Source organism: Rhodanobacteraceae bacterium (assembly GCA_024234055.1).
Classification (GTDB): Bacteria; Pseudomonadota; Gammaproteobacteria; order Xanthomonadales; family SZUA-5; genus JADKFD01.
This window is the reverse complement of the sequence record JACKOW010000007.1, coordinates 173,365-189,526: the sequence shown is the minus strand read 5'-3', so window position 1 is coordinate 189,526 and position 16,162 is coordinate 173,365. Positions and strand designations below refer to the sequence as shown.

The 16,162-nt window shown below is 64.3% G+C and carries 10 protein-coding genes; 1 reads left to right on the top strand and 9 read right to left on the bottom strand.

Going from position 1 to position 16,162, the window contains the following annotated elements; translation table 11 throughout:
- Positions 1-142: 142 nt before the first annotated feature.
- From H7A19_13615 to map, 9 genes are all read right to left on the bottom strand, one after another.
- Positions 143-3,232: an efflux RND transporter permease subunit gene (locus tag H7A19_13615; protein MCP5475866.1), complete on the bottom strand. Its 3,090-nt coding sequence runs from the start codon at positions 3,230-3,232 to the stop codon at positions 143-145.
- A gap of 11 nt (positions 3,233-3,243) precedes the next feature.
- Positions 3,244-4,326, bottom strand: a complete 1,083-nt coding sequence (locus H7A19_13610; protein MCP5475865.1) for an efflux RND transporter periplasmic adaptor subunit — start codon at positions 4,324-4,326, stop codon at positions 3,244-3,246.
- Between the two features lie 304 nt (positions 4,327-4,630).
- Complete coding sequence (locus H7A19_13605) at positions 4,631-5,905, bottom strand: hypothetical protein (protein ID MCP5475864.1); 1,275 nt, start codon at positions 5,903-5,905, stop codon at positions 4,631-4,633.
- 25 nt (positions 5,906-5,930) lie between these two features.
- Positions 5,931-7,955, bottom strand: coding sequence for a tetratricopeptide repeat protein (locus tag H7A19_13600; protein ID MCP5475863.1), 2,025 nt, complete (start codon positions 7,953-7,955; stop codon positions 5,931-5,933).
- 143 nt (positions 7,956-8,098) lie between these two features.
- Positions 8,099-9,229: a succinyl-diaminopimelate desuccinylase gene (gene dapE, locus H7A19_13595; protein ID MCP5475862.1), complete on the bottom strand. Its 1,131-nt coding sequence runs from the start codon at positions 9,227-9,229 to the stop codon at positions 8,099-8,101.
- Positions 9,226-9,594 carry a Spx/MgsR family RNA polymerase-binding regulatory protein gene (locus tag H7A19_13590; protein ID MCP5475861.1) on the bottom strand — a complete coding sequence of 123 codons (369 nt, stop codon included), beginning with the start codon at positions 9,592-9,594 and terminating at the stop codon, positions 9,226-9,228. The genes dapE and H7A19_13590 overlap by 4 nt, the downstream gene beginning before the upstream one ends.
- 191 nt (positions 9,595-9,785) lie before the next feature.
- On the bottom strand, positions 9,786-10,616 hold the full coding sequence (dapD, locus tag H7A19_13585; GenBank protein MCP5475860.1) for a 2,3,4,5-tetrahydropyridine-2,6-dicarboxylate N-succinyltransferase: 831 nt from the start codon (positions 10,614-10,616) through the stop codon (positions 9,786-9,788).
- 590 nt (positions 10,617-11,206) lie between these two features.
- Complete coding sequence (gene glnD, locus H7A19_13580) at positions 11,207-13,840, bottom strand: [protein-PII] uridylyltransferase (protein ID MCP5475859.1); 2,634 nt, start codon at positions 13,838-13,840, stop codon at positions 11,207-11,209.
- An 8-nt stretch (positions 13,841-13,848) separates the two neighbouring features.
- Positions 13,849-14,622: a type I methionyl aminopeptidase gene (map, locus tag H7A19_13575; GenBank protein MCP5475858.1), complete on the bottom strand. Its 774-nt coding sequence runs from the start codon at positions 14,620-14,622 to the stop codon at positions 13,849-13,851.
- Between the two features lie 640 nt (positions 14,623-15,262).
- On the opposite strand from map, the gene rpsB reads away from it, so the two are divergent.
- Complete coding sequence (gene rpsB, locus H7A19_13570; protein ID MCP5475857.1) at positions 15,263-16,135, top strand: 30S ribosomal protein S2; 873 nt, start codon at positions 15,263-15,265, stop codon at positions 16,133-16,135.
- Positions 16,136-16,162 lie beyond the last annotated feature (27 nt).

The following is a 16,162-nucleotide window of genomic DNA, read 5'->3' as shown; positions in this document are numbered from 1 at the left end:
CCCCATGTAGCCCGTTGTGCCGCGCAGCGGCTCAGCGGGGCTCCTCCGCGTCACCACCCGGACAGCGCTGCGCGCAGTTCGGGCTACCAAGGCCGGGTCTGCTGCGCTGCGGGCCTACGTGAACCACAAAGGCGCCATTGGCCTACGACCTTCGACGCCGGCCGAGCACGCTGGTCAGCAGGGCCGGCAGGAAGCTCAGTGACACCAGAAGGCTGAACAGCAATCCAAACAGCACGATGGCACCGACGCCGCGGTAGAGCTCGACGCCGGCGCCGGGAATGAATACCAGGGGCGCCAGGCCGAATAGCGTGGTGGTGGTCGACATCAACATCGGCCGAATCCGCGCCTGCACTGCCTGGGTCACCGCCTCGACGGCATTGGCCCCGGATTCGCGCAAATTGCGCAGGGCTTGATCGACCACCAGGATGGGATTGTTGACCACGGTACCAACCAGAATCAGGAAGCCCAGCATGGTGATCATGTCGAAGGGTTGGCGCACGAACAGATTCATCAAGGCCAGACCGATGATGCCGCCGGCCACGCCCAGCGGCACCGTGGTCAAGATCAGCAGCGGATAGCCCCAGTGCACGAAGATGGCCACCAGAATCAGGTAGCACAGCGCCACGGCGACCAGGAAATTGCTCGACAAGGCCTCGCGGGTGGCATCGAGCTGATCGCTGGCGCCGGAGAAATCGATGCTGATGCCGGGTGGCACCAGACCGTCGGCCTGCAGCGCCTGGACGACCTCGGTGCGCACGGTTTCCACGGCGGTTTCCAGCGGCACCGAACGCGGCGGCACGATGTTGAGCGTGACCGTGCGCCGACCATTGACCCGGCGCAGGGTTTCCGTGTCCACGGTTTCCACGATTTCGACCAGCGCCCGCAGCGGCAGTACCGCCCCGCTGGGCGTGTAGATCGGCAGATCGGGCACCGCGGCCAGCGACTGCGCGCTGCCGGAGGGGCCATAGAGGTAGATATCGATCTTGTCGTTGTCGAGGAAGAACTCGTCGACAAAGGCGCCGTCGCTCAGCGCCGCCACCGCAAAACCCAGCCCCTGCGGACTCATGCCGAGTTCGGCCATGCGGTCCCAGTTGGGACGCAGTTGCAGGAGCGGCTGGCCCAGCACCAGATTCGAGGGTGAGGAGCCGATGCGGGCGCCATCGAAAGCCGATTCGGCCCGTCGGTACGCGGCTTCGGCCACAGCGTAGATCTGGGTGAGATCCGGCCCGGAAATATCCAGATTGACGCTGCGCGTGCCGCCATCGTTGCTGGAGATGATCGAGCCGCGCGAGGAAAAGGCACGCATGCCCGGATAGGCGCGGAAGCGCTGGTCGATGGCATCCATCAGGGCATCGATCTCGCCCGGAACCTGGCTCTCGGAGATGATCCTCAATGAACCTGCGGAGATGTTCAGATTCAGCGTGCGGATGCTCGGCACCGCGCTCTCGCCGCGGGCGTAGGCGTCGGGCTCCTGGCTCAGATAGGGCAGCAATTCGGCCTGGACTTCGGCTCCGATACTGGCCATTTCCTGCAGGCTGTAGCCGGGCGGGGCATTCATCACCGAGAAGGTCTTCGGCTCCTCGCCCTCGGGCAGGTACTCGGCCGCAGGCGTCAACCACCAGGCGGCAACCACTGTGACGCCAACGCTCAGGGCGATGGTCCAGCCTCGGCGCAGCGGACTGGCAATCAGCGCCGTGACCCAATGGCTCACGACATCGGTGGCGCCAGTGGTGGTCGTTCCGCTGGATCCCAGTCCCAGCCTGGACGCGAGCGCCGGCACGATGCTGATGGCCACCAGCATCGAGGCCATGATCGCGGCCGAAATGGCGATGGCCACGTCGGAATAGAGCTGGCCGGCTTCCTGGCGGATGAACAACACGGGCGCAAACACCAGCACGGTGGTCAACGTGGAGGCCAGCAGCGCCGGCCACACCTCGCGCACGCCGGCCAGCGCCGCATCGAAGCGCGACATTCCCTTGCGCCTCAGGCGCTCGATGTTCTCCAGCACCACGATGGTGTTGTCCAGGGTCATGCCGATGGCAAAAGCGACGCCGGCCATGGAAATGACATTGATCGTGCGTCCGGCCAGCTGCAGGCCGATCAGTGCGGCGATCGTGCACAAGGGTAGACCGACCACCGCGATCAAGGTACCCGACCAGGACCGCAGGAACAGGTACAGCACCAGTGAAGCGAGCACTGCGCCGATGATCAGGTTCTGCCAGACATTGGCTAGCGAATCCTCGACATAGCGGACGTCGTCGGAGCTCAGGTGCATTTCCATACCGACTGGCGCCAGCACGTCGCGGTTGAGTTCGGCCATCACCGGCAGCATGCGCTGCTTGATGTCGATGACATTGGAACCGCTCTCGCGCCGCACCGACAGGCTGAGCCCAGGCTGACCATTGGCGAAGGACAGTTGGCGGATCTCGGAATGGTCCGAGCGCACCTCGGCCACATCGCCCAGGCGGATCAGCGTGCCGCCGCGCTGGTCGATGATCAGCTGCTGCAATTCGTCGACATGCTCGAAGCGACCGACGGTGCGCAGCAGATAACGGCGCTTGCCGGAATCGACATCACCCCCGGAGACGTCCCTGTTGCGCTGACGCACCGCTTCGCGCACATCGAGCAGACTGAGGCCGCGTTCGGCCAGTCGTGCCGGATCGACAATGATCTGGATCTGGCGCTCGGCGCCGCCGCCGACCGAGACCTGCGATACGCCCGGCACCCGTTCCATCCGGGTGCGGACGAAGTCATCGACGAAATCTCGCATCAGGTCGACATCGACGCTCAGCGGATTGCCGGCCAGCGGTACCACCCGGAAGTACATGAAAGCGTTGTCGGAGAAGGAGCTGGAGGACAGCTGCGGCTCGTCCACGTTCTCGGGGTAGGCCGGCACCTGACTGAGCGCATTGCTGACCCGGATCAGGGCCTGGTTGATGTCGGTGCCGAAAGGGAATTCCAGTTCGATATCGGCTCGGCCGGTGGATGCCGAGGACACCATGCGAATCAGGTTCGGCACCGCACGCAGATACTCTTCCTGCTCGACCAGGATCTCCTTTTCCACATCCTGAGGGGTGGCGCCCGGCCAGCGCGTTTCCACCGAAATGGTGCGCACCTCCAGATCCGGGATCATCTGCACCGGGATCCGCAAGGTCGCCATCAAGCCGATCACGGCCACGATCAGCACGATCACGGCCATCAGGGTGCCGCGGCGAAGCATGGCTTCAAACATCGGGGCCTCCCTCAACCGGCGTCGTTGAGCACGCGCACTGGCGCGCCATCGCGCAGACGTTCATTGCCGCGTTCGATCACGCGCTCGCCGCCGCTGATGCCGGCGCGGATCTCGCGACGGTCACCCAGTTCCAGTCCCAACTCGACCTGGCGCGCACGCGCGACCGGGCCGTTCGCACCGGTCTCGACGATCCAGATGCCGTGACTGCCATCCGGATAGCGCACCAGCGCATCGCGGGGCAGGGTCCAGGCCTGCGCCCGACGAGCCAGCGCCAGTTCGGCCCGACCCGACATGCCGGGCTGCAATCGGGATTGCGGATCGCCGACCGCGATGCGCACCAGAAAGGTTCGCGCAGCCGGATCCTTCACCGGGACCACGGCATCCACGCTGCCGGCAAAATTCTGACCCGGGAAGGCGTCGATCTGCAGCTGCACCGAATCACCCTTGGCGATGGCGCCGTGCAGTTCCTGTGGTACCTGCAGATCGAACCGCAGATTCGAGGTGTCGACCAGTTCGAACACCGGCGTTGCCGCATCGACCCATTCGCCCGCATCGACGTTGCGCTGAACAATTACCCCCGAAAACGGCGCTTTCAGGGTGTGCCTGCGCACCCGCTCTTCGGCCAGATCGGCTTCGGCCTTGGCGCTGGCCATGGCCGCTGCCTGGATCCGGGCTTCGGCTTCGGCGGCGCGCGCTTGGGTACGGGCGATGTTGCGCTGGTCTGCCAATTGCGCCGATTCGTCGCGCACGCGCTCGGCCTCGGCCAGCCGCACCTTCGATTCTGCCAGGGAGGATCGGACCCTCGCTGCCTGCAACTGCGCCAGCGTGGCATCCAGCACCAGCAGCGTGTCTCCGGCCTTGACCTCCTGCCCGGCATCGGCGGTGATCCGCTCGACCACGCCCGATTCCCGCGGCGACAGCGAGGCGGCATTCAGTGCATTCAAGCTGCCACTGAGCGCGCGCCTTTCGATCACGGCTTCCTGGGCGGGAGCCACCACACGCACCGGAACGGCATCCTGAGCCCACGAGAAGCTCGGCAGCCCCAGGCAGACAGCCAGCGCCAGACCGGCGGGACAGGTGTTGCGCATCAGCATGGACGTCAAGACCTCAGCGTCAGTAGCCACCTACAATGACGAGGTCTGCAAAAAGATCATGTGATGGCGGGGGGCTGAGACAAGTCGTCGCTCATGCGCAGGCGGGAATCGTCATTCCCGCGGACGCGGGAATCCAGGCCTGGGCCATGGCTCGAAACAAATCGTCATCGCCGCGTTGTTGGAATTCGTCATTCCCGCGGACGCGCGCGGGCGCGGGAATCCAGGCTTGACCAGTACTCGAACAAACTGGATTCCCGCCTTCGCGGGAATGACGGTAGCGGCAACAGCGGTTGGCAGAAACGAATCAGTTGCCGCTCGCGCCTTCGAAGCCGTTGGCAAAGACGAAGCTGAGGTTCTCCAGGAAAGCCATGGATGCCGGCGAACCGGCCTTGAACAGCCTGAGGTTGTGCGTGGTGATCTCACTGGGCGGACGATTCGCATCAAACCAGAAGTTGTACATCGTGGCCCAGCGCAGGGCATTGGCGTTGTTCGGCGCCGACGGGAATGGCGGTGTAGTCCACTGAACCGTGTCTGCGGATGTGGCGGATGTCCAGTCGGTGGTGTCATAAGGTTCGTTGGAGTGAGCATCGATGTCCTTGAATCCCACGCCCGAGAAAATGGTATTGCCGGCGAACACGATGGAGAGTTGATCCGCGCCGCGATCCGAATTCATGTTGTGGATGGCGTATTCGTAGTGCCAGAGCTGCCCGGGGGTCACTTCGGTGACTTTGCGGGCCACGTGAAAGCGCTGTGGGGGAACCGAGGGCACATCGACATTGATCAATTCCACCGTGTTGTCGATGGTGGGCCAGACTTCGATGGCTGCTTTCTCACGTACCGTGGTGCCCTGCAGGTTCAGGCCGAAGGAGCCCGCGCTGACGGTGACTTCACGGTACGACGCGTTGTTCAACCCATTTCCAGTCTGGGCATCGTCGGGTGCCACGTAGTGGCCTTCAACGAAGAACCGCGCCCCTGGATTCAATGCCGAGTCCATGTCTGACTCTTTCACTGCGACTCGCTGATTCCACGCCACCGACTGGGCGCCGCCCTGGGTGAAGGGGTAGGGAAATACGCCCGTGGTGGCATTGACTTCCGACTTTCGCCCCAGCGGCCAGCTGCCATTCAATCCGGAAGAGTAGGGGTCGGTGCAGCCAACGCCCAACTGACGCCCGCCCAGCGGAGGCTGGGAGCAGGTTCCGGATCCGCAGCCTGACGAGTTTTGATTCAGTGAGGTGAAACCGTGCTTCAGCCAGCCCGCACCAATCTGATCGAAACGGCCGTTCTTGAGTCGATACATGTTCTGCGCGATCACCGGATGGTCGGCGCTAGTGGTGCCGAGGCCGCAGCCCCCACTCTGGTTGCACCAGTTCAAGGGAGCATCGCCGATATTGCAGGAAGTGGTGCCTATTGCGTAGCCGCGGATACCATTGTCCGAACCATAATTAGTGATGTTGGGTAGCGAGAACACCGTCACATCAGGCCCGGCTGGTGCAGCATGGGCAGCGCCGGACAAGGTCATGGCGACCAGCAGGAAAATCAGGAATCCAAACCGAGTAACAGATGTGAGCCTTGCGTGCATTGCTTGCTCCGGTACCGAGGAACGATCAATTCGATCGTTCTGATGAGGGCGGCAGCGATCCGCCGGAATCATGTTCGCCGAGTGCGTCGAGCATAGCGCGTGCCTCGGTGTTGCTGGGGTCGATCTGCAATGCTTCACGAATCGCGGCCTTTGCGTCTTCCACCTGTCCCGACTCGAAAAGGACTCTTGCCAGCAGCAAGCGCGTACCGATGTCCCCGGGCTTCTGGGTCAGGGCAATCCGGTAGTGCATGGCGCTCTGCGGGTAGCGGCCCAGACTGGCGAGCATGCCCGCAAGATTCTCTCTGGCTTCCAGATACTGCGGATTGAGCGCCAGGGCGTGCTCGAAAAACGTGATCGATTCCTCGGTTTTGCCACTGAGCGCGCGTGCCAGTCCAGCGTTGTAGCTGAGTTCCGGCGACGGGATCTGCGCTGCCAGTCCACGATCGAAGACCAGTTGTGCGGTACCGACATCGCCATTGCGGGCCAGGAACAGGCCCTGGGCCAGATAGGCTTCAGGACGGTCGGGCTCGGCTTCGATGGCCAGATTCCATTCGCTGATGGCGGCCGTGGCATCGCCTTTGGCCAGGGCCAGATGCGCCAGCAACTGGTGCATCTCTCCCGGCAGTTCGTGGCGATCGATCGCTACTCGGGCGCTGTCCTCGGCGGCCTCGGTGTTGCCGGTGAGCGCCCGCAGCCAGGCCAGGCGGGCGGCATTGCCCAGCGTAGCGGTGAGCCCCCAGCGCTGGGTCGTGAGCAGATGCGGTATCGCGGATTCGATCTCGGCACGCGCTGTATCGGAGACGGCTGGCGACTGGTCTGGTGTCGCCAGCACGGTCCGCCGCAGGATCTCGGTCTGCGCGTAGGCGCGATCTCCGAGTTCCTGGTGGACCTGCAAATAGGCGCTGTGCGCGAGGAAGAGCACCAGCAGAACCAGCACGCCGACAAACACGCGCCCCATGGGCAGCAGCGTGCCACCGCGCTTCAGCCGCAGCCCCGGGCGCTCCAGCGTCGGCTGGCGAATCAGTTGCGCTGCGGTGAGCGCCAGAAAGGCCACCACCGCCGAGGATCCCAGTGCCATCAGGAAGGGCACCGCGCCATAGAGTCCCCGCAGTATCAGAAAGGCGAGGGCGAAACTCAGCACCAGCAGGATCTCGTCGCCCCAACGTGCGGGTGTCTTCGGCTTGATGACCCGGCCGGGACGGGGCTTGGCGAACAACGGAATCGGACCGGCGCCGTAATACAACGCGCCCTTGGGGCAGACGCTCACGCAGTCCTGGCACTTCATGCAGCCGGGTGAGACCACCATGCCCCAATCACGGACTTCCTCGTGCACGCGGACGTTGGAGCTGCACACCGCCGTGCAATGGCCGCAACTCTCGCAGGCGTCGGTGACACGAATGCGCATCGGCGCCACCCGATCGGCGGCCGAGAAGATCGCGCCATAGGGACAGGCATAAGTGCAGAATCCTTTGGCTCCGAGAAAATAGACGCAGGCGAACCCGCAAACCAGAAAGGTGAGCGCGCCGACGATCAGGCCAGGAAAAGTCGCCCAGAATTCGGTGGTGGTGAGTTCCCAGCCACGCACGGCCAGACTGTCGCCGATCCACCATCGATACAGCGCAGGCCAAAGGAACATGTAGAAGAAGGCCAGCGCCGGCACCCACATCAGGGCCCTGGATTTCAACGGCCGCGGGGTGATGCCAAGTTTCAGCATCCAGTGACGGCAAAGATCCTGCAGGGCCAGCACATGGCAGCCCCAGCCGCAGAAGAAACGTCCAAAGATGGCGGTCAGCACAATGGTGGCGGCAAAGAACAACAAGCCGGTGTTGACGATCGACGAGCGGCTGAAGGCCATCGCTTCCGAGGGTTCCACCGGCGTCAGTGATTCGCCGGTGCTCAGCCAGTGGGCGATGTGCAGACCGATCAGCACGTGCACCAGCACCAGCACCAATGCCCGCCATTTGCCCATTTTCGACGGGCGTATCTTCGGCTTGGCGGCCACTGGCGGCTCGGAGATCAGCGTATGCGGAATCGGCGGGCGTGCAGGCATCGGCGGAGATTAGCGCAGATCGGTGGCAGCAAGAGCGGAGCGCCCGGCTGTTGTAGCCCGAACTGCGCGCAGCGCTGTCCGGGCGGAGGTGCGAAAAGCCCCGCTGAGCCGCTGCGCGGCACAACGGGCTACAGCATCAAGAGCTACGACAGCAGGCGCTCGATGACGCCTTGGTAGGTTTGGGCGAGGGGTTCGAGATCTTCGATCGCAACCCATTCGTTGACCTTGTGGATGCTGTCGTTGAGCGGGCCGAGTTCGACCACTTCGGCGCCAGCGGGGGAGATGAAACGGCCGTCGGAGGTGCCGCCGCCGGTGTCTTCGACCGGATCGATGCCCAGATGCTCGCGCGAGGCGGCGCGCACAGCCTCGATCAGGGCGCGCTTTTCAGTGAGGAACGGTGCGCTGGCGACCCGCGTACGCAGTTCGAACTGCAGGCCGTGGTGCTTGAGGATGCCCTCGACCTGCGCCCGCAGGCTGGCTTCAGTCGATGCCGTGCCATAGCGGAAATTGAAATTGACACTGAGTTCGCCGGGGATGATGTTGTTGGCCCCGGTTCCGGCCTTGACCTCGTAGATCTGGAAGGAGGTCGGTGGGAAATGGCTGTTGCCTTCATCGAAACGGGTCTGGACCAGCTCCAGCAGGGCCGGGGCGAAGGCATGGATGGGATTGAGGGCCTGATCCGGGTAGGCGACATGGCCCTGAATACCCTTGATGGTCAGATAGCCGTGCATGGATCCGCGCCGACCGACGCGGATGCGATCGCCTTGTCTGGCGCCAGAGGAGGGCTCGCCGATCAAGGCGTAATCGAGCTGAATGCCGCGCTCTGCCAACCAGGGCATGACCGCCTGGATGCCGTCCTTGGCGGGACCTTCCTCATCGCTGGTGTAGAGGATGGCGAGCGTGCCGGGATGATCCGGATACGCGGCCACGTAGCGTTCGGCCGCCAGCGTCAGTGCCGCGATGGCCGATTTCATGTCGGCGGCGCCGCGACCGTACAGGCGGCCATCGCGGCGCGTCGGCTCGAAGGGCGGGCTGATCCAGTGCTCCAGCGGACCGGTGGGAACGACATCGGTATGGCCGACCAGCGCCAACACAGGTGCGCCACGGCCATGGGTGGCCCAGAGATTGTCGGTGTCGCCAAAGCGCAGATGATGGATCTCGAAACCGGCGGCGCCGAGGCGATCGGCGATCAATGTCTGGCAGCCCGCATCATCGGGCGTGACCGATGCCCGCGAGATCAGTTCTTCAGTCAGTGTCAGGACGGCATCGCTCACGCATCGGCTCCGGAAACAAAGTGCGCAGCGTAGCGGGATTCCTTGAAGCCCGCGTCAAAGTGGCTGCCGTCGATCAGCAAGGGGCGACGGATCAGCGTCGGGTAACGCGCCAGCAGATCCAGCCATTGCGCCGGGCTTTCGGCAGCCTTGTCGGCCTCGTCCAGCTGGCGCCAGGTGGTGCTGGCGCGGTTGACCAGCTTGTCCCAGCCGAGCGCCGCTGCTGCTTCCTGCAACTGTGCGGGGGACAGCGGCTGGGCACGGTAGTCGACAAACTCATGGGCGATGCCACGCGCCGTCAGCCAGGCGCGGGCTTTCTTGCAGGTGTCGCAGTGGGGGAGACCGTAGAGGGTGGGTGCCAGAGTCATTGGGAAATGGGCTCCTGATCGGGTTGGGATTTCCTGCGGCGGCGCTGCGCCTGTGGGAGCGGCTTCAGCCGCGATGCTTCTGGCCAGGGAAGGCAAAAGCCATCGCGGGCGGAGCCCGCTCTCCCACAGGTCGGCTGCCGGCGCGGCTCTTGTAGGTCCAGACGAGTCTGGACCTACCAAAACAGGTGGGCTCACTCCCTCAGTAGCTCATTCAAGCTGGTCTTGGCGCGGGTGCGCTCGTCGACGCGCTTGACGATGATGGCCGCGTACAGGCTGTGGCTGCCGTCGGCGGCCGGCAGGCTGCCGGCGACCACCACTGATCCGGCTGGCACCCGACCATAGCTGACGGTCTTGCTGGCGCGATCGTAGATGCGGGTGCTCTGGCCGAGGAAAACGCCCATGCCGATGACACTGCCGCGCTCGACGATCACGCCTTCGACCACTTCGGAGCGGGCGCCGATGAAGCAATCGTCCTCGATGATGGTCGGCGCTGCCTGCAGCGGTTCCAGCACGCCGCCAATGCCGGCGCCGCCCGACAGATGCACATTGCGGCCGATCTGGGCGCAGGACCCCACAGTTGCCCAGGTGTCGACCATGGTGCCGGCACCGACGTGGGCACCGATGTTGATGAAGCTCGGCATCACCACCACATTGCTGGCCACATGCGCGCCGCGGCGAATCACCGCGCCCGGCACCACGCGGGCGCCAACGGCCTTGAACTGCTCCTCACCGGCCTCGGCGAAGCGCAGTGGCACCTTGTCATAGAAGTTGGCCGGGCTGGCCGGCATGGCGACAGTTGCGTTGATGCGGAAATACAGCAGCACCGCCTTCTTGATCCATTCATGGACCTGCCAGCCGCCATCCACCGGTTCCGCCACCCGCAGCTGCCCCGATTCCAGGCCTTCCATCACGGCTTCTACAGCGCCCGCGACCTCGGCTGGCACTCGATCCGGGGCGTAGTCGTTGCGCGCCTCGAAAGCGCGGTTGATCAGTTCGGACAAGCCCGAGCTTGAGTTGGTCATGAGGAAGGATCCTTGAAAGTCAGCCGCCGATGCTACGAGATTGCGTCAATCCCTGTGGGAGCGGACTCTGTCCGCGACGGCGTTTTCTGGGCGACGGTAGCCACTTTCGCGGCTGAAGCCGCTCCCACAGTAGGAGCGCCCTTGTGGCGCGACCGTGGTGTCGGGAGGCGGTGACGAAGATCGGGAACCTCGTTGCGCTGTTGGCAGTAGCGGAACGCAGAGAACGCTGAGGGGCGCAAGGAACGCAGAGAGGAGCTCGTCCACATCCACTTTGCTTTTCTCCGTGTTCTCAGCGGCCCTCAGCGTTCTCTGCGTTGATGCTCTTGCCCGCCAGCGAGCGAGACGATCAGCTGGTGTCGTATTCCGATGGCTGCGGTCGTGACGCAAGGTCGCTCCTACGTTGAAGCGGTCGCGACGCGAGGTCGCTCCTACGTTGAAGCGGTCGCGACGCAAGGTCGCTCCTACGTTGAAGCGGTCGCGACGCAAGGTCGCTCCTACGTTGAAGCGGTCGCGACGCAAGGTCGCTCCCACGTTGAAGCGGTCGCGACGCGAGGTCGCTCCTACGTCAAGACGGGCGCGGCGCGCGCTTGTCAGCTGTCGCTGACCCTGGCCAGCAGCGCTTCACGCACGCGCTCGGCGCCGGCGGCGTCGAGTTTCTGGCCGTCCTGGGTGGTCACGGTGAAGAAATCCTCGGCGCGCTCGCCGAAGGTGGCGATGCGGGCCGAATGCACGCGCACGTCGGCATCCTTGAAGGCGTGGGCGACGCTGGCCAGCAGGCCGGGGCGGTCGGCGCACACCAGTGACAGCAGGGTACCGCTGTCATCGCTGCGCGATTCGAAGGCGATGCGTGGTGGAAACTTGAACAGACGCTGTTCGCGGGTGGCTCTGCGCTTGGCCAGGCGGGGTTTCAGCGGCTTTTCGGCGAAAGCCATGCTGAGCGCCATCTGGATCTCCAGATTGCGGGTCATCGAATCCTGCTCTTCCTTGCGCATGTCCAGCACCTGGAAGGTGTCCAGGGTGTGCCTGGACTTGCAGGTCATGATCCGCGCGGCAATGACTGACAGATCCATGCGATCCAGCATCGAGGTGATCGTGGCGAAGATGCCGGCCTGGTCGGGAACACGCACGAAGATCTCGCGGGTGCCGCCGCCGCCGACCGCGCGGACGGCGATCAGGGGCTGGCCGGGCCGACCGCCGCTGACGATGGCATGGGTCAGCCAGCGCAGCTGATCCGGTGTGTAACGCCAGAAGCTCTGTTCCGGAAAGTCATCCCAGAGCGCCTCGACGGCGCTGAACATGCAGCCTTCGCCGGTCAGTAACTCCAGCGCCTTCAGGCGCGTTGCGCGCACGCGATCCTGGCGGTTGACGGGTTGATCGGTGCCGCGCCGCAGCTGGAATCGGGCGGCCTGGTAGAGGTCGCTCAGCAGCTTGCTCTTCCAGCCGTTCCAGAGCTTGGGATTGGTGGCGCGGATATCAGCCACGGTCAGCAGGTACAGGCATTCGAGCCGTTCCCAGTCGCCCACCTTTTCGGCGAATCGGCGCACCACTTCTGGATCCTGGATATCCTGCTTCTGTGCCGTGACCGACATCAGCAGGTGGTTCTCCACCAGCCAGGCCACCATTTCGATGTCGGCCCGGGCGCAGCCCAGGCCGCGCAGGTAGCGGCGGGCATCGCCGGCGCCCAGTTGCGAGTGGTCCCCGCCGCGGCCCTTGGCGATATCGTGGAAGATGCCGGCGTAGAACAGCAGCTCTGGCTGGCGCACGCGTTGCGCCAGCTCGTGGGCGAGTTCGAACTGCTTGTCGGCTTCCGGTTCGAAAAAGCGTTCCAGATTGCGAATCAGGAACAGCGTGTGCTGATCGACGGTGTAGACATGGAACAAATCGTACTGCATCCGTCCGCTGACACGCGCAAAGGCGGGCAGCAATGCGCCGAGCAGACCATGGCGGTGCATTTCGCTCAAGGCGCGGAAAGGCCGGCGCGTGCGCAGGATCGATTCCAGCGCCTCGTGGGCCAGCCGATCCTGGGCCAGGGCCCGTCTGAATCTGGGCAAGGCCTTGGCCAGCGCCTGAGCCAGATCAGGGCCCAGTGTGCGCGAGCTGGCATTCCGGGTCAGGCATTGAAAGGGCTCCATCAGATCCGCCGGGGCGGTGAATCCCTTGTAGCTGTCCAGGGCTTCGATGGCGTCTTCACGCAGGCCGAAGTGCTGGCTGCCGGCAATGGTCGCCAGCGGCGTGTGCACTTCTTCCACGCGGCGCGCCATGCGTTCGATCAGGGCTTGCGAGAGGCGGTCGATATCGCTGGCTGCGCGAAAGTACCGGTGCATCAGTGACTCGACCGGATGCTCGCGCGGATGCGAGCCCGGGCGATTGAACAACTGCGCCAGTGCCGGCTGGTAGTCGAACAGCACCCGCTCCTCGTGGCGGCCGCTGATCACATGCAGCGCGAATCGCAGGGTGGACAGCCAGGCCTCGGCACGTGCCAGACGGCGGGCCTCGTCGGCTTCGAGCAAGCCCAGTTCCACCAGTGCCGGCCAGCGCGACACACCGAAACAGCGCTTGGCGATCCAGCGCGTGGTCTGCAGATCGCGCAGGGCGCCGCGACCGTTCTTGAGATTGGGCTCCAGATTGTGGGCGGTATCGGCGTGGCGGCTGTGGCGCTCGTCGCGTTCATCAACCTTGGCCCGTAGAAAATCTGCCGGCGGCCACAGATCGGGCGCCTGCAACTGCGCTTGCATCTGCTGACTGAGGCTGCGGTCGCCGCACAGATAGCGGGCGTCGAGCAGCGCTGTGTAGCCGGCCTGATCCTCGCGCGCGAATTCGATCAGGCCGGGCAGGGTGCGCACGGCCTGGGACAGTTCCAGGCCCAGATCCCAGGCAGCGGCCAGGAAGGCACGCACGGCTGTGTCCAGAGCCGGGCTGCGGCCCTCGGCGCAGAGCACCAGGATGTCGACATCGGATCCGGGGAAGAGCTGCCCTCGGCCATAGCCGCCGGTGGCGATCAGGCAGGCACTGGGCGCACCGTCGGACGATTCTGCCGGCACTTTCGTGGCCACGGTCTGGACCCACAGCGCCCGCAGTTCCTTGTCGATACGGCTGGAGATGGCTCGTATGCAGGCGCTGGCATGCCCGCTGTCGCGAAAGCGCTGCTTGATCTCGGTGCGGAACTGCTCCAAGTGCTCGCGACGGCGGGTCAAGTCCGTGGCCGGCGCAGGCTTGTCAGCCACGGATCGCGTCAAAAAGGCTCTCCGTCTGCCAGCGTGAGTACCTCGAACCCGTCCTCGGTCACCAGCACCGTGTGCTCCCATTGCGCCGACAGCGAGCGGTCCTTGGTGACCACGGTCCAGCCATCCGGCAGCAGCCGCACGTGGCGCTGCCCGGCATTGACCATGGGTTCGATGGTGAAGGTCATGCCAGGCTTCAGTTCCTCGCCCTTGCCGCGGGACGGATCATAGTAATGCAGCACCTGCGGTTCTTCGTGGAAGCGCTCGCCAATGCCATGACCGCAGTACTCGCGCACCACCGAGAAACGCTCAGCTTCGACGAAACGCTGGATGGCACGACCGATTTCTCCCAGATGTTCGCCCGGCTTGACCATCTCGATGCCGAGCTTCATCGCCGCCAGTGTGGTGTCGACCAGGCGCCTGGCCAGCACCGAGGTCTCGCCGACATGGAACATGCGGCTGGTGTCGCCATGAAAGCCATCCTTGATCACAGTGACGTCGATATTGATGATGTCGCCTTCTTTCAGCACCTTGGGCCCGGGAATGCCGTGGCAAACCACGTTGTTGACCGAGGTGCAGATCGAACGCGGAAAGCCCTTGTAGTTCAGCGGGGCAGGGATGGCCTGCTGCTGGTCGACGATGTACTCGTGGCAGATCCGGTCGAGTGCATCGGTGCTGACACCCGGAACCACGTGTGGTCGGATCATCTGCAGCACTTCGGCTGCGAGGCGCCCGGCGACGCGCATCTTCTCGATCTGTTCCGGTGTCTTGTAGGTAATACTCATGAAAATCCTGTCTGTGTTCGGACCCGCGCATCCTGGCGGCGGCGGTCAAGCCTCGCACGCACGGGCGGCTTGTCAAGCCTGACCACGCAATTTGGGTTCTGTGGCGGTGGATTGCAAGTGGGTCATCGGGCGGCGGCAGTAGCGGCGTATCGCCGCCCGTCTGTGGGAGCGGACTCAGTCCGCGACGCTCCTGCGCCGACGCTGGCACTGTTCGCGGATGAATCCGCTCCCACCGGCGACCGAGGCCTCTGTGGGAGTGGACTCAGTCCGCGATGCTTCTGCGCCGACGCTGGCATTGTTCGCGGATGAATCCGCTCCCACCGGCGACCGAGGCCTCTGTGGGAGTGGACTATGTCCGCGACGCTTCTGCGCCGACGCTGGCATTGTTCGCGGATGAATCCGCTCCCACCGGCGTGCGGCGTTTGACTTGCCGGCCGGACCCGGAAAAAGCTATGCTCCCGCGGATTTTTGGATCGAGCTGATCCGGTCCATGTCCGTCGATCGCCGCAATCCTGCGGCGACGATGACTCCACACACGCATGGTTGTCGTGGTCGGGTTGGTGCCCAGGAAGGGCTCCCGAAGCGCATGCGTGGAGGCCCAACCACGGGGATAATCCCCAAAAGTATCAAGGACTTAAGTATGACCACCGTGACCATGCGGCAAATGCTCGAAGCGGGCGTCCATTTCGGACATCAGACCCGTTACTGGAACCCGAAAATGGGTCCGTACATCTTCGGCGCCCGCGGCAAGATTCATATCGTCAATCTGGAAAAGACCCTGCCGCTGTTCAATGACGCGATGAATTTCATCAGCGGTCTGGCGCAGCGTCGCAGCAACATCCTGTTTGTCGGCACCAAGCGCTCGGCTCGTCAGACCATCAAGGAAGAAGCCTCGCGTTGCGGCATGCCGCACGTGTCGGCGCGCTGGCTCGGCGGCATGCTGACCAACTTCCGCACCGTCAAGCAGTCGATCGCGCGTCTGAAGGAGCTTGAGACCCAGAGCACCGACGGCAGCTGGGAGCGTCTGGTCAAGCACGAAGCCCTGCAGCTCTCGCGCGAGATGGAGAAGCTGGACAACAGCCTGGGCGGCATCAAGAACATGAACAGCCTGCCGGACGCGCTGTTCGTGATCGATACCGGTCACGAAGAGATCGCGATCAAGGAAGCTCGCAAGCTCGGCATTCCGGTGATCGGCATTGTCGATACCAACCACAATCCGGACCATGTCGATTACGTGATCCCGGGTAACGACGACGCGATCAGTGCCATCCAGCTGTATGCACGCGCCGCTGCAGATGCCGTGCTGGAAGGCAAGGCTGCGGCTCCGGCCGCCGCTGTGGGTGCAGCCGATGATTTCGTCGAGCTGGACGCCGATGGCAATCCGCTGGCCGGTGCCGCCAAGCCGGACAACAACCGTCGCAACAAGCCCAATGACCGCAAGGGACCGCCGCGTCGTCGTCCCAGCGGTGGTCCGGGTGGCGCACCGCGTCGTTCGGATGACGCCGGCGAGTAATCCTGCACGTTGATCATGGTCCGGCGC